General features: G+C 41.2%; 24 protein-coding genes. 15 read left to right on the top strand and 9 right to left on the bottom strand.

Annotation, left to right across the window (positions count from 1 at the left end; translation table 11 throughout):
• Positions 1-19: 19 nt before the first annotated feature.
• Positions 20-1,912 (top strand): endopeptidase PepO, encoded by a 1,893-nt coding sequence (gene pepO / locus M1F37_RS02785; protein WP_140834546.1) that lies wholly within the window; start codon positions 20-22, stop codon positions 1,910-1,912.
• Positions 1,913-2,152: 240 nt separating this feature from the next.
• Here pepO and M1F37_RS02790 read toward each other — a convergent pair whose 3' ends face one another.
• Together M1F37_RS02790 and M1F37_RS02795 are read right to left on the bottom strand one after the other, a co-directional pair.
• Positions 2,153-2,782, bottom strand: a complete 630-nt coding sequence (locus M1F37_RS02790; protein WP_247934631.1) for an MBL fold metallo-hydrolase — start codon at positions 2,780-2,782, stop codon at positions 2,153-2,155.
• 144 nt (positions 2,783-2,926) lie between these two features.
• The gene (locus M1F37_RS02795; protein WP_247934632.1) at positions 2,927-4,336 is read right to left on the bottom strand and encodes an N-acetylmuramoyl-L-alanine amidase; all 1,410 of its coding nucleotides are present in this window, start codon (positions 4,334-4,336) and stop codon (positions 2,927-2,929) included.
• A gap of 326 nt (positions 4,337-4,662) precedes the next feature.
• Here M1F37_RS02795 and M1F37_RS02800 point away from each other — a divergent pair, with 326 nt between their 5' ends.
• Positions 4,663-6,885 carry a RelA/SpoT family protein gene (locus M1F37_RS02800; protein ID WP_247934633.1) on the top strand — a complete coding sequence of 741 codons (2,223 nt, stop codon included), beginning with the start codon at positions 4,663-4,665 and terminating at the stop codon, positions 6,883-6,885.
• A 29-nt stretch (positions 6,886-6,914) separates the two neighbouring features.
• On the top strand, positions 6,915-7,358 hold the full coding sequence (gene dtd / locus M1F37_RS02805; RefSeq protein WP_247934634.1) for a D-aminoacyl-tRNA deacylase: 444 nt from the start codon (positions 6,915-6,917) through the stop codon (positions 7,356-7,358).
• A gap of 38 nt (positions 7,359-7,396) precedes the next feature.
• Here the strand turns inward: dtd and M1F37_RS02810 are convergent, their stop codons facing one another.
• The 4 genes from M1F37_RS02810 to M1F37_RS02825 form a co-directional block, all read right to left on the bottom strand.
• Positions 7,397-7,810, bottom strand: a complete 414-nt coding sequence (locus tag M1F37_RS02810) for a hypothetical protein (protein ID WP_247934635.1) — start codon at positions 7,808-7,810, stop codon at positions 7,397-7,399.
• Positions 7,811-7,828: 18 nt separating this feature from the next.
• Positions 7,829-8,242 carry a hypothetical protein gene (locus M1F37_RS02815; protein WP_247934636.1) on the bottom strand — a complete coding sequence of 138 codons (414 nt, stop codon included), beginning with the start codon at positions 8,240-8,242 and terminating at the stop codon, positions 7,829-7,831.
• 131 nt (positions 8,243-8,373) lie between these two features.
• Positions 8,374-9,081 carry a nicotinamide mononucleotide transporter gene (locus tag M1F37_RS02820; RefSeq protein WP_247934637.1) on the bottom strand — a complete coding sequence of 236 codons (708 nt, stop codon included), beginning with the start codon at positions 9,079-9,081 and terminating at the stop codon, positions 8,374-8,376.
• Between the two features lie 120 nt (positions 9,082-9,201).
• Positions 9,202-9,852 carry a metal-dependent transcriptional regulator gene (locus M1F37_RS02825; RefSeq protein ID WP_247934638.1) on the bottom strand — a complete coding sequence of 217 codons (651 nt, stop codon included), beginning with the start codon at positions 9,850-9,852 and terminating at the stop codon, positions 9,202-9,204.
• Positions 9,853-9,963: 111 nt separating this feature from the next.
• On the opposite strand from M1F37_RS02825, the gene M1F37_RS02830 reads away from it, so the two are divergent.
• Positions 9,964-10,806, top strand: a complete 843-nt coding sequence (locus M1F37_RS02830; protein ID WP_247934639.1) for a metallophosphoesterase family protein — start codon at positions 9,964-9,966, stop codon at positions 10,804-10,806.
• A gap of 75 nt (positions 10,807-10,881) precedes the next feature.
• Positions 10,882-11,319: an Rrf2 family transcriptional regulator gene (locus M1F37_RS02835; protein ID WP_247934640.1), complete on the top strand. Its 438-nt coding sequence runs from the start codon at positions 10,882-10,884 to the stop codon at positions 11,317-11,319.
• Between the two features lie 56 nt (positions 11,320-11,375).
• On the opposite strand, the gene M1F37_RS02840 is transcribed toward M1F37_RS02835, so the two are convergent.
• Positions 11,376-12,449, bottom strand: coding sequence for a DUF2974 domain-containing protein (locus M1F37_RS02840; RefSeq protein ID WP_247934641.1), 1,074 nt, complete (start codon positions 12,447-12,449; stop codon positions 11,376-11,378).
• A gap of 155 nt (positions 12,450-12,604) precedes the next feature.
• Between M1F37_RS02840 and M1F37_RS02845 the strand changes: the two genes are divergently transcribed.
• The 4 genes from M1F37_RS02845 to M1F37_RS02860 all read left to right on the top strand — a co-directional run bounded on the left by M1F37_RS02845 (position 12,605) and on the right by M1F37_RS02860 (position 16,139).
• Positions 12,605-13,282: a response regulator transcription factor gene (locus tag M1F37_RS02845; protein WP_000548991.1), complete on the top strand. Its 678-nt coding sequence runs from the start codon at positions 12,605-12,607 to the stop codon at positions 13,280-13,282.
• Positions 13,275-14,249, top strand: a complete 975-nt coding sequence (locus M1F37_RS02850; RefSeq protein ID WP_247934642.1) for a sensor histidine kinase — start codon at positions 13,275-13,277, stop codon at positions 14,247-14,249. The genes M1F37_RS02845 and M1F37_RS02850 overlap by 8 nt, the downstream gene beginning before the upstream one ends.
• A 520-nt stretch (positions 14,250-14,769) precedes the next feature.
• Entirely contained in the window at positions 14,770-15,093 is a 324-nt protein-coding gene (locus M1F37_RS02855; protein ID WP_001253404.1) for a potassium channel family protein, read from the top strand.
• Positions 15,090-16,139, top strand: a complete 1,050-nt coding sequence (locus tag M1F37_RS02860) for a DUF389 domain-containing protein (protein ID WP_247934643.1) — start codon at positions 15,090-15,092, stop codon at positions 16,137-16,139. Before M1F37_RS02855 ends, M1F37_RS02860 begins: the two co-directional genes overlap by 4 nt.
• Positions 16,140-16,350: 211 nt before the next feature.
• Here M1F37_RS02860 and thrS read toward each other — a convergent pair whose 3' ends face one another.
• Positions 16,351-18,294 carry a threonine--tRNA ligase gene (thrS, locus tag M1F37_RS02865; RefSeq protein WP_247934644.1) on the bottom strand — a complete coding sequence of 648 codons (1,944 nt, stop codon included), beginning with the start codon at positions 18,292-18,294 and terminating at the stop codon, positions 16,351-16,353.
• Positions 18,295-18,612: 318 nt separating this feature from the next.
• Positions 18,613-18,987, bottom strand: coding sequence for a hypothetical protein (locus M1F37_RS02870; RefSeq protein ID WP_247934645.1), 375 nt, complete (start codon positions 18,985-18,987; stop codon positions 18,613-18,615).
• Between the two features lie 205 nt (positions 18,988-19,192).
• On the opposite strand from M1F37_RS02870, the gene rpsO reads away from it, so the two are divergent.
• From rpsO to M1F37_RS02900, 6 genes are all read left to right on the top strand, one after another.
• A complete protein-coding gene (gene rpsO / locus M1F37_RS02875; RefSeq protein WP_001018251.1) occupies positions 19,193-19,462 on the top strand; it encodes a 30S ribosomal protein S15 in 270 nt (89 codons plus the stop codon).
• 462 nt (positions 19,463-19,924) lie between these two features.
• Positions 19,925-20,536: a CadD family cadmium resistance transporter gene (locus tag M1F37_RS02880; RefSeq protein ID WP_223330249.1), complete on the top strand. Its 612-nt coding sequence runs from the start codon at positions 19,925-19,927 to the stop codon at positions 20,534-20,536.
• 165 nt (positions 20,537-20,701) lie between these two features.
• Positions 20,702-21,748 carry a FecCD family ABC transporter permease gene (locus M1F37_RS02885; protein ID WP_247934646.1) on the top strand — a complete coding sequence of 349 codons (1,047 nt, stop codon included), beginning with the start codon at positions 20,702-20,704 and terminating at the stop codon, positions 21,746-21,748.
• Position 21,749: 1 nt separating this feature from the next.
• On the top strand, positions 21,750-22,505 hold the full coding sequence (locus M1F37_RS02890) for an ABC transporter ATP-binding protein (RefSeq protein ID WP_247934647.1): 756 nt from the start codon (positions 21,750-21,752) through the stop codon (positions 22,503-22,505).
• 19 nt (positions 22,506-22,524) lie between these two features.
• Positions 22,525-23,535, top strand: a complete 1,011-nt coding sequence (locus M1F37_RS02895; protein ID WP_247934648.1) for an ABC transporter substrate-binding protein — start codon at positions 22,525-22,527, stop codon at positions 23,533-23,535.
• A complete protein-coding gene (locus tag M1F37_RS02900) occupies positions 23,516-24,208 on the top strand; it encodes an alpha/beta hydrolase (protein ID WP_247934649.1) in 693 nt (230 codons plus the stop codon). Before M1F37_RS02895 ends, M1F37_RS02900 begins: the two co-directional genes overlap by 20 nt.
• Position 24,209: the final 1 nt, after the last annotated feature.

The raw sequence follows: 24,209 nt of genomic DNA on the forward strand, positions 1-24,209 counted from the left end.
AAATGAAAGCGAGAACAAGATGACACGTTATCAAGACGATTTTTATGATGCAATCAATGGAGAATGGCAGAAGACAGCTGAAATTCCAGCAGATAAGTCTCAAACGGGAGGTTTTGTTGATTTAGACCAGGAAATTGAAGACCTGATGCTGGCGACAACAGACAAGTGGTTGGCAGGTCAAGAGGTGCCTGAGGATGCTATCTTGGCAAACTTTGTCAAATACCACCGCCTAGTTCGTGATTTTGACAAGAGAGAAGCTGACGGTATCACACCTGTCTTACCACTTCTTAAAGAATTCCAAGAATTGGAGACTTTTGCGGATTTTACAGCTAAACTAGCAGAGTTTGAGCTTGCTGGCAAACCAAACTTTCTTCCTTTTGGTGTATCGCCAGACTTTATGGATGCTAGAATCAATGTTCTATGGGCTAGCGCTCCAAGCACAATCTTGCCAGATACGACCTACTATGCAGAAGACCATCCTCAGCGCGAAGAACTCTTGACTCTTTGGAAAGAAACCAGCGTAAATCTTCTCAAGGCTTATGATTTCTCTAATGAAGAAATTGAAGACTTGCTAGAGAAAAGACTAGAATTGGATTGCCGAATTGCGGCAGTGGTGCTCTCTAATGAAGAAAGTTCAGAATATGCCAAACTCTACCATCCATATTCTTATGAAGATTTCAAAAAATTCGCTCCTGCCCTACCTTTGGATGACTTCTTCCAAGCCGTTCTTGGACAAGTACCAGACAAGGTTATCGTAGACGAGGAACGCTTCTGGCAAGCAGCAGACCAATTCTATAGTGAAGAGGCATGGCCTCTCCTCAAGGCAACCTTAATTTTAAGTGTTGTGAATCTTTCAACCAGCTATTTAACAGAAGAAATCCGTGTCTTGTCAGGTGCCTACAGTCGTGCGCTTTCTGGAGTTCCAGAAGCCAAAGACAAGGTCAAGGCAGCCTACCAGCTAGCACAAGGTCCTTTCAAACAAGCCTTGGGTCTCTGGTATGCCCATGAAAAATTCTCTCCAGAGGCCAAGGCAGACGTGGAGAAAAAAGTGGCAACTATGATTGATGTCTATAAGGAACGCTTGTCTAAAAATGACTGGCTGACTCCTGAAACTCGTGACAAGGCCATTGTCAAACTCAATGTCATCAAGCCTTATATCGGTTACCCAGAAGAATTGCCAGAACGTTATAAGGACAAAGTAGTAAATGAGACTGCTAGTCTTTTTGACAATGCTCTAGCCTTTGCGCGTGTGGAAATCAAACACAGTTGGAGCAAGTGGAACCAGCCTGTAGACTATAAGGAATGGGGCATGCCTGCTCATATGGTCAATGCCTACTACAATCCACAGAAGAATCTGATTGTTTTCCCAGCGGCTATTTTACAGGCGCCTTTCTATGACTTGCATCAGTCGTCTTCTGCTAACTACGGTGGTATTGGTGCAGTTATTGCCCATGAAATTTCCCACGCCTTTGATACCAACGGAGCTTCCTTTGATGAAAATGGTAGTCTCAAAGATTGGTGGACAGAGAGCGACTATGCTGCCTTCAAGGAGAAAACACAAAAAGTTATTGACCAGTTTGATGGACAAGATTCTTATGGAGCAACCATCAACGGTAAATTGACTGTGTCAGAAAACGTGGCTGACTTGGGAGGAATCGCTGCAGCGCTTGAAGCAGCTAAGAGAGAACCAGACTTCTCAGCAGAAGAATTCTTCTACAACTTCGGTCGTATCTGGCGCATGAAAGGTCGTCCAGAATTTATGAAACTTTTGGCTAGCGTTGATGTGCACGCACCAGCTAAACTTCGTGTCAATGTGCAAGTACCAAACTTCGATGATTTCTTTACAACCTATGATGTCAAAGAAGGCGACGGTATGTGGCGTTCACCAGAAGAGCGCGTCATTATTTGGTAATGCAAAAAATCTAGTCATCAGAAAAAGGCATCCAATCAGGTGTGAAAGCCTTGATAGGATGCCTTTTATAATGGAAAGAATTGCTGTATAGTTTATTTATACTCTTCGAAAATCTCTTCACCCACGTCAGCTTTATCTGCAACCTCAAAGCGGTGCTTTGAGTAACCTGCGACTAGTTTCCTAGTTTGCTCTTTGTTTTTCATTGAGTATTAAATTGCGAAATTGATTGTCATCATTTTACTAGAAAAAAGGATTGAAAGTCTTTTCGTGAGCAATAGTAGTAGCTGGACCATGCCCTGGATAGACATCGTAGTTTGGTAGGGTGAAGAGTTGGGTTTGGATACTATGGAGGAGTTGCTCCGTACTACCAGTTGGAAGGTCGGTCCGTCCGATAGTTTCACGGAACAAAGCATCTCCTGTCAAGACTAGGTGAGCATCAGGAAAGACGATAGAAACGCCGCCGATAGAGTGACCTGGTGTTGGCAAGACAGTGAAACGAAATTCCTCTAATTGGTATTCTTCATGAAAGACAAAGGTGTGTTCAGCAGGTTTTACGACCACATCCGCCATATCATCGTGGCGGGGAAGCCCAGAGAGATTATCGACAGGAGTATAGAGCCAGCTAGCTTCGCTCTCTGCGATATAGACAGGAGGATTGCCAAAAGTCTCGCGAACCAAGTCCAGACTCATGATATGGTCATAATGGGCGTGGGTCAATAGAATGGCACAGATCGGTTTGTTGATCTTCTCTATTGTCTGACGAATGGCTTCCCAATGGCTACCAGGATCGACAACGATGAGGTGCTTTTCACCTTCTAGGTAATAGGTGTTTTCATAGGCAACGGGATTCACAGTTTTATGGATTTTCATATTGGCTCCAATCTCAAAGAATGTACTAAATTAAGTATAGCATAGTTAGGGAGAATAAGCATAAAAAGGAAATAGTTCTAGAAAGAAGGATATGGTTTGGATAAGAAAAAATAAGCCCCGAATGAGTTCGAGGCTTAGACTACTTTAATTCCCTGCGTAATATTTTTGGATTCCCTTGATTATCCCTTCAACTAGTTTATCTTGGTATTCACTACTACGGATTTTTTTGTTTTCTTCTGGATTATCCATATATCCCATCTCTAGCAAAACAGCTGGTTTAGCTGTTTCACGTAGAACAGCAAAGGTTGCTTGCAAAAGTCCAGCATCTCTGGCTCCAGTTTCAGCTAACAGTGAAGAATGGATATCGGCAGCAAGACGGTTACTTTCACTTATCCGTTCAGGATTATTATGCCAATCCTTGTTAATCTTGCTAGGGAAGCCAGGTTCTTCCTTGTAAGAATAGGTTTGGATACCTAGATTAACAGTAGTATCATTTCCGGTAGCGTTGAAATGAAGGCTGATGAAAAAGTCAGCATTGGTCTTGTTGACCATACGAGAACGCTCGGTAATAAAATCAACGTCTATATCACTGTCTCGAGAGGTAAGAACGGTATAGCCTAGGCCTTCTAATCGTTTACGTAATTTACGGTAAACTTGTAGGTTCAATTCTTTTTCAGCTATGCCATAGTAATAAGCACCGCGATCCTTACCACCGTGTCCTGGATCTAGAAAAATAGTTTTAGAGTAATGTCCTTTTTGAAAACCTTGTGCTAATCCACGAACCCATTTTCCATTTCCTTGGAAGAGCTGGTTTTTGCCATCCACTGCATAGGTTCCTGTGACATACACACCATCGTCCTTAAGATAGTACCAAGCTTGATAGTCTGGGTCATAAATCCATTCCTTATGGGCCATGTAGCCACCAGATTTGAGGTAGTAGGAACCAATCCATTGTTTTTGGGCGTAGCGTCCGCCAGATTTGAGGTAAAACCAACTAGAGTAGCTTTGGTCGTAGACCCATTCCTTATCTGCCATGGCACCGCTAGATTTGAGGTAGTAATCGCCCTTCCAGACATTGGCCAACATTCTACCGTAGCCATCAAAAACATACCACTTGCCATTGATTTGGCTCCATTGGTTGGATAAATATTTACCTGACCCATTGATATAGTACCAATTATTTCCCATCTGATACCAGCTATTTTCAAGCAAATAGCCATGACTATCAAAGAGATAACCATCATAGAGAGTATCTGTAAATTTGACCCCAGTTTGACTATAAAACGTCCACTTGCTTCCTTCTTTTACCCAGCCAGTCTGTATAGGTTGATTGGGTTTGGTTTCCTTAGAAAGAGACGGCTTGGTTTCTTGTTCGCTTGAACTAGCTGTGCTTGACGAAGTTTCTGTACTAGCTTGTGAACTGCTAGCAGAAGTAGTTGTAGAACTACTAATATGGTTACTAGTAGAATGACTTGTATCATCAGCCAAAACCACTTGGCTGGATAAGCCAAGCACAGCCAAAGCTAAAAGTGTCAGTCTTTTGTGTGATTTCATATGAGATACCTTTCTAGAGAGATGAAATTTCAGTAATTATCGTAAAAAACTGTTCATATTACCATTATACACTAAAAAAGTTAGAAAATTACTAAAATATCAAATCTTTTCTTATTGAAAAAGAAGAAAGTATTTTCATTTTACTAACTTTTAACGCAACCAATATCCAAACAAAGTTAGATGAAGAGCTAGATAAATTTGTTGTTTTAGTGCGAATCTTATGTTATCCTCCTTCCTAACAAACTGAATAAGCTTTAGAATCCTCTTTTCTAGTTTTCATATTATTAAAAAAGTGATAAAATGGTAGGAAGAATTGGAGAGTAGAGATGCCAAAAGAAGTGAATTTAACAGGCGAAGAAGTTGTCGCTTTAACCAAAGAATATTTAACGGAAGAGGATGTTGCTTTTGTACATAAAGCCTTGGTCTATGCGGTGGATTGCCACAGTGGTCAATACCGCAAATCAGGCGAGCCTTATATCATTCACCCTATCCAAGTGGCAGGTATTTTAGCCAAACTCAAGCTGGATGCTGTAACGGTAGCTTGTGGTTTCTTGCATGATGTGGTGGAAGATACTGATGCGACCTTGGACGATTTGGAAAGAGAGTTTGGTCCTGATGTGCGCGTGATTGTCGATGGGGTTACTAAACTTGGTAAGGTCGAGTACAAATCGATCGAGGAGCAGTTGGCTGAAAATCATCGTAAGATGCTTATGGCCATGTCTGAGGACATCCGTGTTATCTTGGTCAAACTGTCAGATCGCTTGCACAATATGCGGACCTTGAAACATCTTAGAAAAGACAAGCAGGAGCGCATTTCCAAAGAAACAATGGAAATCTATGCCCCACTTGCCCATCGTTTGGGGATTTCTAGCGTCAAATGGGAGTTGGAAGACTTATCTTTCCGTTATCTTAACCCAACGGAGTTTTACAAGATTACCCATATGATGAAGGAAAAGCGTAGAGAGCGTGAGGCCTTGGTGGATGAGGTAGTTACGAAACTAGAAAACTATTCGACAGATCGTCACCTAAAAGGGAAAATTTATGGTCGTCCCAAGCATATTTATTCGATTTTCCGCAAAATGCAGGATAAGAGAAAACGTTTTGAGGAAATCTATGACCTGATTGCCATTCGTTGTATCTTAGATACCCAAAGTGATGTTTATGCCATGCTTGGTTACGTGCATGAGCTATGGAAGCCGATGCCGGGTCGCTTCAAAGATTATATCGCTAATCGCAAGGCCAATGGTTATCAGTCTATCCATACCACTGTTTATGGGCCCAAAGGGCCGATCGAATTCCAGATTCGGACAAAGGAAATGCACGAGGTGGCTGAGTACGGGGTTGCGGCTCACTGGGCTTACAAGAAGGGCATCAAGGGGCAGGTTAACAGCAAGGAATCTGCTATTGGAATGAACTGGATCAAGGAGATGATGGAGCTCCAAGACCAGGCTGATGATGCTAAGGAATTTGTGGACTCTGTTAAGGAAAACTATCTGGCTGAGGAGATTTACGTCTTTACCCCAGATGGAGCTGTCCGTTCACTTCCAAAAGATTCAGGACCGATTGACTTTGCCTATGAAATCCATACAAAAGTTGGGGAAAAAGCAACTGGTGCCAAGGTCAATGGTCGCATGGTTCCGCTGACAACTAAGCTCAAGACAGGAGATCAGGTTGAAATTGTCACAAACCCGAACTCCTTTGGGCCGAGTCGTGACTGGCTCAATATGGTCAAGACCAGCAAGGCTCGTAATAAGATTCGCCAGTTCTTTAAAAACCAAGACAAGGAATTGTCTGTCAATAAGGGTCGTGAAATGCTGATGGCTCAGTTCCAAGAAAACGGCTATGTGGCCAATAAATTCATGGACAAGCGCCATATGGACCAAGTTCTGCAAAAGACTAGCTACAAGACAGAAGAATCCCTCTTTGCGGCCATTGGTTTTGGCGAAATCGGTGCTATTACCGTCTTTAACCGTCTGACTGAAAAGGAACGTCGTGAAGAAGAGCGGGCCAAGGCAAAGGCTGAAGCAGAAGAACTTGTCAAAGGTGGCGAGGTCAAGGTTGAAAATAAAGAAACCCTCAAGGTTAAGCATGAGGGTGGTGTGGTCATTGAAGGTGCTTCTGGTCTCCTAGTGCGGATTGCCAAGTGTTGTAATCCAGTGCCTGGTGACGATATTGTCGGTTACATTACCAAGGGTCGTGGTGTGGCTATTCACCGTGTGGACTGTATGAACCTGCGAGCCCAAGAAAACTACGAGCAACGTCTTCTTGATGTGGAATGGGAAGACCAGTACTCAAACTCAAATAAGGAGTATATGGCCCATATCGATATCTACGGTCTCAATCGTACAGGTCTCTTAAACGACGTTCTTCAAGTTCTCTCAAACACAACTAAGAATATCTCAACAGTCAATGCCCAACCAACCAAGGATATGAAATTTGCTAATATCCATGTATCCTTTGGTATTGCTAACCTCTCTACGCTGACTACGGTTGTGGACAAGATTAAGAGCGTACCAGAGGTCTATTCTGTCAAACGGACCAACGGCTAATTGTCCTAGCTCTTACTAGAAAGGCTATTATGAAAATCATTATCCAGCGGGTTAAAAAAGCCCAAGTGAGTATCGAAGGTCAGGTTCAGGGAAAAATCAATCAGGGACTCTTATTGTTGGTCGGTGTTGGACCAGAAGACCAAGAGGAAGATTTGGACTATGCTGTGAGAAAGCTTGTCAATATGCGGATTTTTTCAGATGCAGAAGGCAAGATGAACCTGTCTGTCAAAGATATTGAAGGAGAAATCCTCTCTATTTCTCAGTTTACCCTCTTTGCAGATACTAAGAAAGGCAATCGGCCAGCCTTTACAGGTGCAGCTAAGCCTGATATGGCATCAAACTTCTATGATGCTTTTAATCAAAAATTAGAGCAGGAAGTGCCCGTTCAGACAGGTATTTTTGGAGCGGATATGCAGGTTGAGCTGATCAATGACGGACCTGTTACCATTATCCTAGATACTAAAAATAGATAAGAAAGACCAAGCCCAGCCGGCTTGGTTTTTCTTATCTATCATAAAATACTCCAAAATGAAATCGGTTCTTGATAGGCTTTGGAGAAATCTTGTTTCAGGCTTTGGTTTATGCGATAGGAAGAAATGAGGTGTCCTAAAATTAGGAGAGTTCCTTGAAGGAAAAGTGGGACACCACTTAAACATATCAAGGAGAGAATCATCAGGCAATCCCATAGGAGGATTTGTAGGGCAAAACGCCAGAATTTCGGTCTAATCTGGGAATAGAGTTGACTAAAGTGGTCACAAAGCTGGTTAGAAAGATAAGTCAGTAGCACAGGATGAAAGAAAATGAGCCAACCGCTATAAATCAAAATCCAATCCCAAGTAAGCCCTTCTTTAAATGTCAAAAATGCCAGCATGATTCCATCGATGACAAGGAGTTGAATGGTTTTGCTGTAGATGATTTTTTTCATGCTAAAACCTCCTTTTCTTTAGAGGCACTCCCATAAAGAGATGTGTTTGTTGTAAAAATCTGGATAGTTGTCCCTTAGGTAGTTAGTCGTCGTATAATAAAAAGTAGAATGGCAAGCAGTGACGACTGGCATAAGAGAGAAAAAAAGATGAGAACTAACGAAGGCTAAAAGGACAAAAAATAGAAAATCAATGGAGAGAACTCCTAAATAGTAGAAGCGAATCTTTTTATTGATTTGAGGATAAATCTCAGAGAAATGATGTTTGAGTCGGACAAGCAAGCGAAATAGCAGGAGTCCCTGAGCAAGGAGGAAAATAAAACCAGAGAGCAAGAACCGGTCTAAAAATGTCTCTTGTCTCGTGTTAAAAAATGCAAATAGTAGCAAATCAATGACTGCAATTGCTACAAAATGGATTCTAAAGAGATTTTTCATAGGATGACCTCCCTCTTTTATCTAGCTTTATTCTACACCAAACCAATGGTAGTTACAACTAAAATGATAATAAACAGTAGAAGGGTGATTCTATTAAGTCGTCTTGCTTTCTTTATTTGAGTTTCCTTCTATTATCTAGCTTCTTCATCATTCCAGACAAATAAAGCTCCAATTGCATTGAGGATATAAAAGATATATTTACCGATATTGGCGAAGTTTCCTTGAATGCCAGCCTTTGTCAGCTGCACAAAATTGTAAATCAACCAAAAGCCCCATTGAGTTGTTAATTTTAATGCATTCAAAGCATTGGCAATGAGGGACAGTGCAAAGGCAATCGTTGTCACGTAGGCAAGGAGATTCATCTTACCTCCATAGCCGATATAGTTGGTCACAAAGGCAAAGAGGAAGGCAATAATTGAAATGATGATGGCCGCCAATTTTACCTGTTTTTGGCTCATTTGGTTGGGTCTGCCTTCTTGCGAAACTTCCCATTTTTTAATAGCAAAGGTATAAATGAGGAAGGTAACAGGATAGGTGATGATGGCCGCTTTATTTCCAAGGATATAATCAATGGTACCAGACAAAATCGTATTGACAATGCCAAAGTAATTTCCCCATTTGCTTAATTTTCCTGTAAAACGAGTGGACAACATGGAAATTCCAACGTTGGTTACGGAAATCAATCCAAAGGGAACAAGTGCAGTCCATGGTCCCCAGTCTACAAATTTATCTAGACGTGAGTTGAGGTAACCAGATGCAATCGCAATTCCAACGACCAAAGCAACCCCGAAGAGGTCAAACCATTTGGATGTCGCAAAAATTTTTAGTGATTTTTTCATAGCTTAAACTATCTTTCTTTTTTTTAACAAACATTCTACAACTAAATGAAAGTAAAATCAAATGATAGAAATAAAACCCTGAAAATCAAACTTTCAGGGTTGGTTGGGGTACTTGAGAAATTAGTCGATTTTTTCGACATAGAGTTGTTTGGCAATGTCCATACTTACTTGTAAATCCTCGTTTTTACTGAGGATAGTGAAGGTATTGCTGAAGCCATCAAACTGCTTGACTTGGAGCTGGTCACCGATGTGAAGTGAGTGCTTGTCTAGATAATTGAGAATGTCAAAACTATCATTCACCCGAGTCAGGCGGTAGGCGCCAGCTTCCTTGATATCAGCTAGTGGCAGGTTATTGATTTCAACTAAGAGTTCTCCCTTGGAAGGAATGGTGCCTCCGTGAGGGCAGGTCTTGGGGAATCCAAGCAATTTATCCAGTCTCTCCACAAATAGCTCAGAGACAGTATGTTCCAATACCTCAGCTTCCTCGTGAATCTGGTCACTCGTATAGTCTAAATGATGGACTAGAAAAACTTCAATCAAACGGTGTTTACGGTAGAGCTCAGAGACCAGTTTGAGTCCAAGGTCAGTCAGTAGATAGCCAGCTTCCTTGTCCTTGAGGATGAGATTTTCGCTCTTCATTCGTTTAATCATTTCGGTTACGGCAGGGGGAGAGACTTGCATACGAGCCGCAATTTCCTTGTTGGTAATCTTATGCAAATCTATGCCAATTTCATAAATACATTTTAGATAGTCTTCTTTGTTTGGGGTCATTCGTTTCCTCTTGTCTAATATCTTTATCTAGTATATCAAAAAAAGCTAGATTTCTCTAGCTGTGACTTTTTATGTTATACTTATTGCAAGAGAAAAAATGAGGAGATGAATATGACAAAAATAGCTCTTCTTTCAGATATTCATGGCAATACCACTGCTTTAGAGGCTGTTTTGGCCGATGCCGGGCAGCTAGGAGTGGATGAATACTGGCTTTTGGGAGATATTCTTATGCCAGGGACAGGGCGTAGAAGGGTATTGGACTTGTTGGCTGAAATACCGATTACGGCTAGAGTTTTGGGAAACTGGGAAGACAGTCTTTGGCATGGTGTCCGCAAGGAATTGGATAGTACTCGTCCCAGCCAACGCTATCTCTTGCGCCAGTGCCAGTATGTTTTAGAGGAAATTTCCCTAGAAGAAATCGAACTGCTCCACAATCAACCTCTCCAGCTTCATCGTCAGTTTGGGGATTTGACGGTAGGAATTAGCCATCATCTGCCTGATAAGAACTGGGGGCGAGAGTTGATTCATACTGGAGCACAAGAGGATTTTGACCGTTTGGTGACCAATCCGCCTTGTGATATTGCTGTTTATGGTCATATTCATCAGCAGTTGCTTCGTTACGGGACTGGTGGGCAATTGATTGTCAATCCGGGTTCGATTGGCCAACCTTTCTTTCTAGATGCCCAGCTGCGGAAGGACTTACGGGCCCAGTATATGATTTTGGAGTTTGATGACAAGGGCTTGGTAGATATGGACTTCCGACGGGTAGACTACGATGTGGCAGCTGAATTACAGCTGGCTAAAGACCTTAAACTTCCCTATTTTGAGGTTTATTATGAAAGTCTGGTCAATGGTATCCACCATACTCATAATCAGGAATTTCTGAGAGAATTGGCCCAGAAAGAGGGATATGATAGGGAATTAGATGCCTGGTTGGAAAGTGGTAATAATTGACATTACAACTGAAAAGGGTATAATAAAAGAAAAAGAAGAGTAGAGGCAGGGTAGCCTCTTAAAAAGGAGAAGAGGATGCAAATTCCAAGTAGATTTACCATTGCGACTCATATGCTGATAATCATTGCCCTCAAGGGGAAGGAAAGCAAGGTAACCAGTGATTTTCTGGCTGCTAGTGTTGGGGTCAATCCAGTCATTATCAGAAAAACCTTGTCCCAGTTGAAGAAGGCAGAGTTGATTTCAGTAGCGCGTGGGACAGGCGGAACAGAGATTGTTAAGGATCTCAAGGACATTAGTCTTTTAGATGTTTATCAAGCGGTTGAGTGTCTTGGTAAGACAGGTCAACTCTTTAGTTTTCATGACAATCCAAATCCAAATTGCCCAGTTGGAGCTCATATTCATGATGTTTTGGATCAAAAATTGGAGAGAATCCAGCTGGCTATGGAGGCTGAACTTGGTCAGACTAGTCTAGAGCAAGTCGTGGCAGATGCAGAGAATAAAATGAAGGAGTGATTTTTTCTTTAAAACAAAAAAGCTTGTGAGAAGGTTCACACCTTATCATAAGCTTTTTATCTATTTTTCCAGGCTTGGTAACGGGTATCAATTAATAATTGGGTAAGACGTCCCATGGTTTCTCTTTCTTTTGGAGTGAGGGATTGCGCTTGGACGAAGAGATGATGAATGTGTTCGATAGCCTTGAAGGAAGATAAGTCATTGATGAAGCTAATCCCAGCATCCAGAATGGTACCAAAGAAGAGGTCGAAGTAGAGCTGGAGTTCCTCATCAGGGACTGTGGCCACCCACTCCTTGAAGGTTGTGTCGACTTGTTGGCTATCACTGTTGGTTTTATCCAGTTGGACGAAGTGCTTATCCTCAATTTGCCAGCTAAAAGTATCGTGCTGAGCGATACCACCCAAGGCAGTACTTTGAACAATGATTTGGTGGGCAGGGATTTCCAGCATCATACCGATAATGGAACCTTGTGGAATGAAGACCTTGGTTCTATCCATTATCCTTTGATAGCCCTCGGTCTGTGTCAGTTCTTTATGGAGACCAGGCGCATCAAAGGTATAAACTGCTGTTATTTGATTTTGCAAGCTTTGCTCAATTTGACTAGCAGCATAGATGGCTAGATTTCCTCCCTTGGAATGCCCAGCCAGAATGACCTTTTGCTTAGGATGGTGGGCAAAAAAGTTCTTTAAATAGTGGAGGGCGTGCTTTTGGGCGGGAATTTCCTTCATATAGGTCAGGTGGAAATCTTCCTTCCAGCCAATGATACTGTCATCAGTCCCACGAAAGACAACCAGATAGGTATCGAGAGTGAGGCGGTAGGTCATAGCCGCAAACTGCTTTTGCAATTCAGGGTCAATGTCATTGATAAAATGGGAGAGTTTGCAATTTTTAAAGCGCTTGTGTTGAGCTAGTTCATCTAATAGCTGGAGGCGATTTTTACTGGTCAACATGTTAGGTTCCCTTGGAACCTGAGCTATCAGGTCTAAAAGTCGCTGAGGAGTTGAGGAGACCAGATTATCAAAGGGGAGGTAGGTGGTTTCTGTTAAGGCTAAAACATCTAATTCATTCAACGGAAGGTCGTAAAAGGAATCGTATGCGACATCTTTCAGATAGTCAAAAATATTGGCCATAGGAGCTCCTTTCTTTTTATTTATCTTATCAAATTTCCCTCAAATTAGCTAGTAGGATTGCCACACTTTGTTGGCTAAAAACAAGCTATTTCAAATTCAGTTTCAGACCTTCTAGCATGGAAAAATCTGTTATAATAATAGAAAAGGAGAAGCGCATGCACAAGATTTTATTAGTAGAAGATGATCAGGTCATTCGTCAACAGGTCGGAAAGATGCTCTCTGAATGGGGATTTGAAGTGGTTCTGGTAGAAGACTTTATGGAAGTTTTGAGTCTATTTGTCCAGTCGGAACCTCATCTGGTCCTCATGGATATTGGCTTGCCCTTGTTTAATGGCTATCACTGGTGTCAGGAAATCCGCAAGATTTCCAAAGTACCCATCATGTTTCTGTCTTCGAGAGACCAGGCTATGGATATCGTCATGGCAATCAATATGGGGGCGGATGACTTTGTGACCAAGCCCTTTGACCAGCAGGTCCTTCTAGCCAAGGTTCAGGGCTTGTTGCGCCGTTCCTATGAGTTTGGGCGTGACGAGAGCTTACTGGAATATGCCGGTGTTATCCTCAATACCAAATCCATGGATTTACATTATCAAGGGCAAGTCTTGAATTTGACCAAGAACGAATTCCAGATTTTACGAGTGCTGTTTGAGCATGCAGGCAATATCGTAGCACGTGATGACCTGATGCGGGAGCTTTGGAACAGTGACTTTTTCATTGATGATAATACGCTCTCTGTTAATGTGGCTCGTTTGCGTAAAAAGTTGGAAGAGCAGGGCTTGGTAGGATTTATCGAGACCAAGAAAGGGATAGGGTATGGACTGAAGCATGCTTGATTGGAAACAATTTTTTCTAGCCTATCTGCGCTCCCGTAGTCGTCTGTTTGTCTATCTGTTTTCTTTGATGTTTCTGGTCTTGCTCTTTCAGTTTTTATTTGCCAGTTTGGGAATTTACTTTCTCTACTTTTTCCTCTTGTGTTGCTTTGTAACCATCCTATTTTTCACTTGGGACATATTGGCGGAGATGCAGGTTTATCGCAAGGAACTTCTCTATGGAGAGAGGGAAGCTAAGTCTCCTTTGGAAATAGCTTTAGCAGAAAAATTAGAAGCGCGTGAGATGGAACTCTATCAGCAGAGGTCAGAAGCAGAAAGAAAACTGACGGATTTGCTGGATTACTATACCTTATGGGTCCATCAGATTAAGACCCCCATTGCAGCCAGCCAACTCTTAGTTGCAGAAGTAGCCGACCGCCAACTGAAGCAACAGTTAGAACAGGAAATTTTCAAAATCGACTCCTATACCAACCTAGTCTTACAGTACCTGCGTTTAGAAAGTTTCCATGACGATTTGGTCTTAAAGCAAGTTCAAATTGAGGACTTGGTCAAGGAAATAATTCGTAAATATGCTCTTTTCTTTATTCAAAAAGGCTTAAATGTCAATCTACATGACCTTGATAAAGAAATCGTGACGGATAAAAAATGGTTACTAGTGGTTATTGAGCAAATCATTTCAAATAGTCTCAAATACACCAAGGAAGGTGGTCTGGAGATTTATATGGAAGGCCAGGAACTCTGTATCAAGGATACGGGAATCGGGATAAAAAACAGTGATGTCCTCCGAGTCTTTGAACGTGGATTTTCAGGATATAATGGACGTCTGACCCAGCAGTCATCTGGACTTGGTCTCTATCTATCTAAGAAGATTTCTGAAGAACTAGGTCATCAGATTCGCATCGAGTCTGAGGTTGGAAAAGGAACGACAGTAAGAATCAAGTTTTCCGATATGAATCTGATAATTGAGTGAGCATATTAGATAAGAGCCCAAGATAAAACAACTGGGCTTTTTTATCTATAACTGTATATCCGAGTAAATTATTTTATCTAGTAGAAATATGGTTTCCTCACAAAAATGTAAGATTACTATTTTAAATGTAAGATAACTGTATGATATAACAGTAATTTTTCTGATAAAATTTAAAAATGAGAAAGAGGAAATGTGTGAAAAAGTTTAATACTTTTCAACTCAAAACGTTTTTTCTTCGGATAAGGATACAAAAATTTCTTCCTTTCTCTATCTTTTAAATTAATTGATTTCTTCAGAGAAAGACTGTAAAATTTTTGATATAATGTTAAGAAGGGACTGATTCAAGACAGTCATATCTGGTCTTTCTTCCAGTCATTTTTCAAACAATATCAGTTGATAATCAGCTTAAATCAGATCTATCAGTTTGTCTATCTTTCTCTGATGGAGATCATGTCCTATCTTCACTTTGATTATTGGAAAAAACGGCTCGGTCAGGAGCTAGTATGAATAAGGAGAACAAATGAGACGTTTAAAAATGTTATGGCATATTATACAGGTTACGGGTTTTACTCGGTTTGCTCTGAGTTTTGTGACCTTTGTTTTTGGGTCAGGAGGCGTGCTTTTCCTAGTTGAACCTGCTATCACAAATTACGGAGACGGTCTTTGGTATGCTTTTGTGACTTCGACGACTGTCGGCTACGGGGATCTCCTAGCTGTGACCTTGATTGGAAGGATTACCAGTGTCTTCTTGACGATTTATGGGCTCATATTTTTTGGCTGTTTATCAGCTGTTATTATTAATTATTATACCGATTTAAATAAGGAAAGAGGAGAGGACAAATGACTGCCAATTATTCAACACGGGAATACCGTGAGAAATTATACGATGACCTTCATGTTCGATTGAGAGATACAGCGATTTTGATGTGTGCAATTTTTATTGCCTCTATCGGTCTAAATATGAATTCAACAGCTGTTATTATTGGAGCCATGTTAATTTCACCTCTCATGACACCGATTGTTGGACTGGGATTCGGTTTAGCTATTTTTGATACGCGTTTAATCAAGCAATCTCTAGAGGTTTTATTGACTCAAGTGTTGGTCAGTTTGCTTGTCTCGACTCTGTATTTCTGGATTTCTCCCTTGTCTTATGCAAGTAGCGAGTTGATCGCACGAACCTCTCCAACCATTTGGGATGTTCTCATTGCTATTGCTGGTGGGATTGCTGGTGTGATCGGTTCAAGGAAAAAAGAAGCAAACAATATCGTGCCAGGAGTAGCCATTGCTACAGCTTTGATGCCGCCTATCTGTACTGCTGGCTATGGTTTAGCTAATGGGAATGTACGATTTTTATTGGGGGCTCTCTATCTTTTCTTGATCAACTGTGTCTTTATCATGCTAGCCAACATTGTTGGAACAAGAATTTTGATGAGAAAATCTCCTTTAACTTCATTTAAAGAGCTGAGCATTAAAATGAGAATTGGCTTGATTTCTTTGATTGTATTGTTGATTCTTCCAGCTAGCTATTCGGCAGTTACTCTGACAATAGAACAAGCGCGCAAAGAAGGGATCAAACAGTTTGTAGGAAAAGAGTTCGCCAATCATACGGTCATTAATCAAGTCTACAAGTCAAGTAATAATGAATTGGTCTTGACGGTTGTTGGAGGTCCGATTTCAGAAGAAGAATTAGAAACCATTCGCCAAAAACAAGCCTCTTACGGTATTCAATCTGTTCAATTGAAAGTCAAGCAATTCCATAATTCGGCAAAATTAGATAGTGAGACGATTAAGGAATTTTACGAAAACATTGACAAGTATATCGATCAAAAACTCTCTGAAAAAGATTCACAAGATGACATCGTAAAAGAAATTGAGGCAGACAAGGACTGAGGATAGTCAACTTATCTAACTCATGGAAGCAAATCTTGGGAGGATATCCTATATCCAAAAGTTAATGGATAGAAAAGATTGTTGATGAGGATACTATTTGTGGTGGTTTGATCAATCACTACTAACTCAGGTTAAACAAAATATAAAAAGCAACAACTGAAATAGTTGTTGCTTTTTCTTACTGAAAAATGTTTCTCAGACTGTGATCGTTTTATTTCTCAACACGAGATTTGTTGGCGATATCAGCTAGGATAGCTGCTACAAACTCTTCTACTGACACAGTGTTCGTTTCTTTTTGTCCATAGCGACGAACGTTGACAGTTCCGTCTTCCATTTCCTTGTCACCAACGATCAATTGGTAAGGGATCTTGCTAGTTTGTGATGCACGGATCTTGAATTGCATTTTTTCATTACGTTCATCCACATCAGCACGGACACCACGGTCACGGAGCTTCTTAGCCACTTCCCAAGCGTAGTCAACGTGTTTCTCGTTAGATACTGGGATGAGAGTTACTTGGTGTGGTGCAAGCCATGTTGGGAAGGCACCTTTGTAGTTTTCAATCAAGATAGCTGTAAAGCGTTCCATGGTTGAGATAACACCACGGTGAATCATAACTGGACGGTGTTCTTCACCATCAGCTCCGATGTATTTGAGGTCGAAGCGTTCTGGAAGCAAGAAGTCAAGCTGGATCGTAGAAAGAGTTTCTTCTTTTCCAAGGGCAGTCTTAACCTGGATATCCAATTTTGGTCCGTAGAAGGCTGCTTCCCCTTCAGCTTCAAAGTAGTCAACACCCATCTCATCAAGGGCAGCACGAAGCATGGTTTGGGCATTTTCCCACATTTCATCGTTATCAAAGTACTTGTGAGTATCTTGAGGGTCACGAAGAGAGAGGCGGAAACGGTATTCATTCAAGTTGAAATCTTCATAAACATCGATAATCAACTGAAGAGCACGTTGGAATTCTTCTTGGATTTGTTCTGGAGTCACAAAGAGGTGACCGTCGTTGAGAGACATTTCACGCACACGTTGAAGACCAGTGAGGGCACCAGATTTTTCATAGCGGTGCATCATCCCGATTTCAGCGATACGGATTGGCAATTCACGGTATGAGTGAACATGGTGTTTAAAGACTTGGATGTGGTGTGGACAGTTCATTGGGCGAAGGACGAATTCTTCCCCATCTCCCATATCCATAGTTGGGAACATGTCTTCTTGGTAATGATCCCAGTGACCAGAAGTCTTGTAAAGCTCTACAGAAGCAAGTGGTGGAGTGTAAACGTGTTGATAGCCAGAAGCCAACTCTTTATCGACGATGTAGCGTTCTAACTCACGACGGATTGTCGCACCATTTGGCAACCAGAATGGTAGACCTTGACCAACTTCTTGAGAAATCATGAAGAGATCAAGCTCTTTACCAAGTTTACGGTGGTCACGTTCTTTGGCTTCTTCACGCATTTGAAGGTAGTTTTTCAAGTCTTTCTTGTCGAACCAAGCTGTACCGTAAATACGTTGCATCATCGCATTGTCACTATTTCCGCGCCAGTAAGCACCAGCTACATGGAGAAGGTGGAAGATTTGGATGCGGCCTGTTGAAGGGACGTGAGGTCCACGGCAGAGGTCAACATATTCACCCTGACGGTAGATAGTCAAACCACCCTCGTCTTCTGAGTGTTCCTCGATCAATTCCAACTTGTAAGGGTCGTCTTTGAAGATTTCACGGGCTTCATCTTTTGTCACTTCTTCACGAATAGATGGGAAGTTTTCTTTAACGATTTTTTGCATTTCTTCTTCGATACGAGGAAGATCTTCGTTAGAGATTTGACCAGCTTGATTATCAGTATCGTAGTAGAAACCATCTTCGATAGCTGGACCAACACCCAAGTGAATGTCTGGGAAGAGACGACGAGCTGCTTGTGCAAACAAGTGAGCAGCTGAGTGACGCAAGATATCAAGAGCATCTTCGTGATCAGGTGTCATGATTTCGATGCTTCCATCTTCAGTTATCGCACGAGTCGTGTCGATGAGTTTGCCGTTGAATTTACCAGCAAGAGCTTTTTTAGCTAGGGAATTGCTGATAGATTGGGCAATTTCAAAAGTTGTAACGCCAGATTCGAATTCACGAACAGCGCCATCTGGGAAAGTAATCTTAATCATGGTTTTCTCCTTATATTAGTTCTCCATTATTTTTAAAGCAGAAGTGTTTCCCTATTTTGCAGTATTAAATAAAGAAAAACAAAAAGCGACATCCTCGAAAGGACGTCGCAACGTGGTTCCACCTTCATTTATGTTCCTCAAAAAAGAGGGACACCTCTGATTGGCTCTAACGTGGCCACCGTTTTATGTTTTCATAAAAGTCAGTAGAGTAGTATCAGTATAGTCTTCCTATGCGTTCTCAGCAACCACGCACTCTCTGGTAGAAAGGGCCTAAGTGACTTATCTCTATGCATTATTATAGCATGATTGCGAGATTTTTCAAGGTTTTTGTGAAAGTTTTTTGTTTTTTCTTTTTTGTAGAAGATACTTGATTCCAAGACCAGAAGCCATGCCTGCGAGGGCAAAGATTTCATAGGCTAAGAAGTAGAGAAGGATAAATTCTCCGAAAGTAATGATTGTAAAGCAAAAGAGCAATCCAACTCCAATTAACCACCAAACTGAGAACTTGAAACGATAAGAGTAGAATAGTGATACTATGAAAGTCGCCAGTGGAGAAAAGATAATAACGTTGCTGATGAAGAGCTCCTTCAAGATATAGTTTTCAGTAATAGTCCATAATAACAGTTCATAAAGTGGCCAATAAAAGAAAAATATAACCAGATAGTAGGGGAGATATTGAGAGAATTTACGCATGGTAATCACCTCACTTTTCAAGCTGTCTACTTAGATATCCTTCCTATAACTATTATAGCACATTTGCGGTATAGATAGTAAATTAGTTGACAAAGAACCTAGTTATTGGTAGAATAAGAAATGTCGTAAAGACAAATAACTTCTTCTTGGTTACAGGCATGCCAACCTGTCACTCGGATGAAGCCAAATAAAAAGGAGAAACATCATGGCAATCTCAAAAGAGAAAAAAAATGAAATCATTGCACAATATGCACGTCACGAAGGTGATACAGGTTCAGTAGAGGTTCAAGTTGCTGTCCTTACTTGGGAAATCAACCACCTTAACGAACACATCAAACAACACAAAAAAGACCACGCTACTTACCGTGGATTGATGAAGAAAATCGGTCGCCGTCGTAACTTGCTTGCATACTTGCGTAAAAACGACGTTAACCGTTACCGTGAGTTAATCAACTCTCTTGGACTTCGTCGTTAATCTTGCGTCTAAAACGTTTCTATACTTCGTTGGCTTCGCCTCGATGTACCATCAGTACAATCTTCGGCTTGCCGCCTAGTCTATAAACGTTTTATCCAGCAAGAATCAAGCTCTCTGACTTCAGGGAGCTTTTTTATTGAGGTTTTATCGGCCACAATTTTGGAGACTACAAAAACCTTGCGCTTGAGTCAATTTAGTTGAAATAGGACTACAAAAACCTCAAATGGTAGTAGTCTGCAAGACCCTCGGAGAGCCCACACTTTACGAAGTAAAGTATAGTATGTTATACTTTACATGGAAGTAGTCACCGAATTCCAGTTAGAAATTACTTTGTAACTACGTTTTTAGGAGGAGTAAAATGCTTTCCTACGTTCGACATTACCCATTAGCGATAGCTAAATTAATGTGTCTGTGCTCTCCTAAAATCTGCTGATTTATTACTGACTAATACAGGTGGTTTTTATGGGACAGACAATCATATCTGCTATTGGTGTTTATATTTCCACCAGTATCGATTATTTAATTATTTTATTTATTTTATTTGCACAGCTATCACAGAATAAACAAAAATGGCATATTTATGCGGGGCAATATCTAGGCACAGGCTTACTTGTAGGGGCGAGTTTAGTTGCTGCTTATGTCGTTAATTTCGTGCCTGAAGAATGGATGGTTGGATTGCTTGGTTTAATCCCTATCTATTTAGGGATTCGCTTTGCAATTGTTGGAGAAGGTGAGGAAGAAGAGGAAGAAATTATTGAAAGATTAGAACAAAGCAAGGCAAATCAACTGTTTTGGACAGTTACATTGCTGACAATTGCGTCTGGCGGAGATAATTTAGGTATCTATATACCTTATTTTGCTTCGTTAGATTGGTCACAGACCCTCGTGGCGTTGCTTGTGTTTGTAATCGGCATAATTATCTTATGCGAGCTTAGTCGGGTGTTATCCTCTATTCCGTTAATATTCGAGACAATTGAAAAATACGAGCGAATCATTGTTCCCTTAGTATTCATTCTACTTGGACTATACATCATGTATGAAAATGGCACGATAGAGACTTTTCTGACCGTGTAGATTTTTTTGTTTTACTTGGATTTTAGCCCGAGCTCAAATCAGCTCTCTGACTTCAGAGGGCTTTTTTTATGTGCATTTTTCTTGTCTTGTTCCTGCTTTGGAAATGTGGTATACTAATTTATGAAAATTGTCTAAATTTTTAATTTTTGATAAAGGGAGGGTTTCATGCTTTCCAAATTTTCTGGAAGTCATCAAAACCTGAGATATTGTTTTTTACTAGCTATTCTGTTAGGAGCTTTGGGGATTTCTCTGTTTCTGGCAGTTTCTATGGGTTCTGTTCAGATTAGCTTGAGTGATACCTATCGGATAATTTTGAGTCAGTTAGGTGCTCCTTTTGATATAGGAGATATCTCAAAGTCTACGATTGCTATTGTTTGGAATATGAGATTGCCAAGGGTTTTTCTTGGATTGATTGTGGGTGCTGGACTTTCCATGTGTGGCAGTGTCATGCAGTCAACCGTCAATAATCCAATCGCAGAGCCCTATGTGTTAGGAATTTCAGCCGGGGCAACCTTTGGAGCAACTTTGAGTATTATTCTTGGATTTAAGGTTATGATTGGTCTAGGATCTTTCCTTGGAGCGATTTTAGCAACGGTTGCAGTTCTTCTCATTGCATCGATGCAGGGCAGGATGACAACTTCCAGCTTAATCCTATCGGGGACAGTTGTGAATGCACTATTTTTGGCTTTTTCAAACTTTATTATCTCTATCGGGGCCAATGCTGATAGCGTTATGACCATCAAGTTTTGGACCATGGGTTCTTTAGCGGGAACCTCATGGGCTCATTTAACCTTGCCAACTATAATCGTGGGAATAGCCTTTTTATTTTTCTCTACTCAATACCGTGTTTTCAATGCCATGATGATGGGAGATGAGGCGGCTTTGACCTTGGGGATTCCCCTACGTTTTTACTGGTATCTCTATGTGACGATTGTAGCTGTGATGACTGCAGTCCTAGTTTCGACTTGTGGAATCATCGGTTTTGTCGGTTTGATTACACCACATTTAGCTCGTGGGTTAGTAGGAACGAATTACAAGAGGCTTTTTCCTGTTGCAACCTTGCTAGGTGCCCTCTTTGTCATCTGGGCAGATGTACTATCTCGTATCATCATTCCAAACGCAGAGCTTCCTATTGGTATTTTCACAGCCTTAGTAGGTGCCCCCTTCTTTATCTACATGGTTGGAGGTAGGCGAAGGGAGGTGAGGGGCTGATATGGATTTGATTTGTCAGGATATCCACTTTGGACTAGGAGAGAAAAAAATCCTAAAAGGAGTTTCTCTTAAGGTTGAAGGGAATCAATTTCACACGATACTAGGACCAAATGGAAGCGGGAAAACCAGTCTACTTAAACTCCTTTATCGTCAGGAAAAGGCGGATAAAGGCTTGATAAGCTTAGATGGAAACCCTTTGGAGCATTGGTCACTCAAAGAAACAGCCAAGCAAATGGCAGTTGTCACCCAGTTCAATCAATTGCAGTTTGATTGTACAGTTGAAGAAATTGTCTTGCTGGGAAGAACTCCCCACCTGTCTTTTTTAGAGAAGGAAAGGGACAGGGATTTTACGCTCGTTCAAGATGCCCTCGTTAAGGTGGATATGCTCGAGAAGAAAACTCGTCTTTATTCGTCCCTGTCGGGGGGAGAGAAACAGCGAGTCTTGTTAGCACGCGCCTTGGCGCAAGAACCGACACTCTTGCTCTTAGATGAACCGACCAATCATTTGGATATCAAGTATCAGCTAGACTTACTGGCCATTGTCAAGGAACTCAAGATTAATGTACTAGCTGTCTTGCATGATATTCAGCTAGCTTGTCGCTATTCGGATTATCTCTATCTGATGAAAGAGGGGGAAATCCTTTATCAGGGGACTCCGCAAGAGACCATCACCCATGAGTCATTGCAAACTGTATACGGAGTTCAAAGTCAGGTGACTTGGACCGAGGATCAGCAAGCTATGATTCACTATTTATAAGAAAGAAAAGGAAAACAAGATGAAAAAAACACTAAGCATTTTTCTGGTAACAGTAGCTACCTTAACTTTGGCAGCTTGTGGCAACACTTCTAAAGAAACATCAACTGCACCAGCTACAACAGAAGCCAGTCCAAAAGCTAGTACGGAAACCAGCTATCCTGTAACCATCAAAACTTATGATGCCAAAGGAAACGAAGTCGAACAAGTCTTTGAAAAAGCACCTGAAAAGGTCATCACCAACAATCTTTCAACAACTGAAATCTTGCTTGAACTCGGTTTGCAAGATAAAATTGCTGGCATGCTCAATCCTGATAATGCTGTAACTGGTAAATACAAGGATGCCATTGAAGCCATCCCGCATATTGGCGATAAAAAATCTGTCTCACAAGAAAGTGTTCTTTCTTATGAACCAGATGCCTTGATGGGACGCAACATGATGTTCTCTGAAAAGTCAATGGGAACCATTAGCGCTTGGAATGAAAACAAAATCCCTGTTTATACGCAAAAAGCTTCACTATCAAATATCCAACAAGATTTAGGAAATATCGTAGAAGATGTGAAGAATATTGGTACTATTTTTAATGTCCAAGACAAGGCTAACCAATATGCAGAGCAATTACAAGCTAAAATCGATGCGGTTAAAAAAGCCAACCCAGAAACACAGGGTGAAAAGAAAAAGGCTTTGATTATGGTAGCCTACAATGATGAAACCTTTGGGGCCTACAAGTCAGCCTTACAAGAAAGTTTGCTGAACCAACTTGGTTATACAAACGTTGCCACGGGTACATCAGGCTTGACCTTGGAAAACCTGGTGTCAATGGATCCTGAATTGATTATCTATGTAACCAGCGACCGCAATAAAAAATTGGATGAAAAAGCAGTGGAGTTGATGAAGGCGAATGCTGTTTTGGAAAGCGTTCCTGCAATTAAGAATCAAAAAATCATGACCATTTCTTACGATGAATTGATGGACTATGGTCCAGCAGTGATTGATTCCCTTGAGAAAATCAATGACTTTATCAAGCAATAATGAGTTTGATTGGGAAGGGATCCAAGTCAAGGTCAGCCTTCCTTCGACCTATGATCCCGATCAAACCTATCCAGCGATTCTCTTGAATGATGGAAACTTGGATTTCCTATCTTCCCTTTCAGAATCTGTGATTTTAGTGGGCTTGACCTCTAAAAATCGTCTAGACGACTACACTCCTTGGAAGGCACCAGCTCTAAGAGATGGGGCTCCAGATTTTGGTGGTCAGGCAAATGCCTATCATGATCTTTTATTTGGGGGTCTTTTAGACAAGTTGCAGTCGCTTTATCGTTTGGATGAAGCACGTCTTGCCTACGGAGGTTACTCACTAGGTGGTTTGGTGGCAGTTTACAGTCTTTTCAGCTTTGACAAGGTATCCTGTGTCTTCTCCATCTGCGGTTCCTTTTGGTATCCTGATTTTGTGGCTTACTGCAAGGAAAAGAAAGTGGAAAATCTAGACTGTTTGCTGTATTTACAAAATGGTCAAACAGAAGGAGCCCATCATACTAATCGCTTGGCCCAAGCACCAGCCTATGCTGAGCAGATTCATACCAGTCTTCAGAAATGCTATCCGAATGGTCAGTTTGTTTTTGATCCTTATGGACACCATGAGCAAGTAGCTGAACGATTTCTAGCCTTTTCCAACTGGTTGGCCCAAGAATGGGAAATCGAATAAA

It is taken from the genome of Streptococcus mitis (assembly GCF_023109105.1).
Lineage (GTDB): Bacteria > Bacillota > Bacilli > Lactobacillales > Streptococcaceae > Streptococcus > Streptococcus mitis_BW.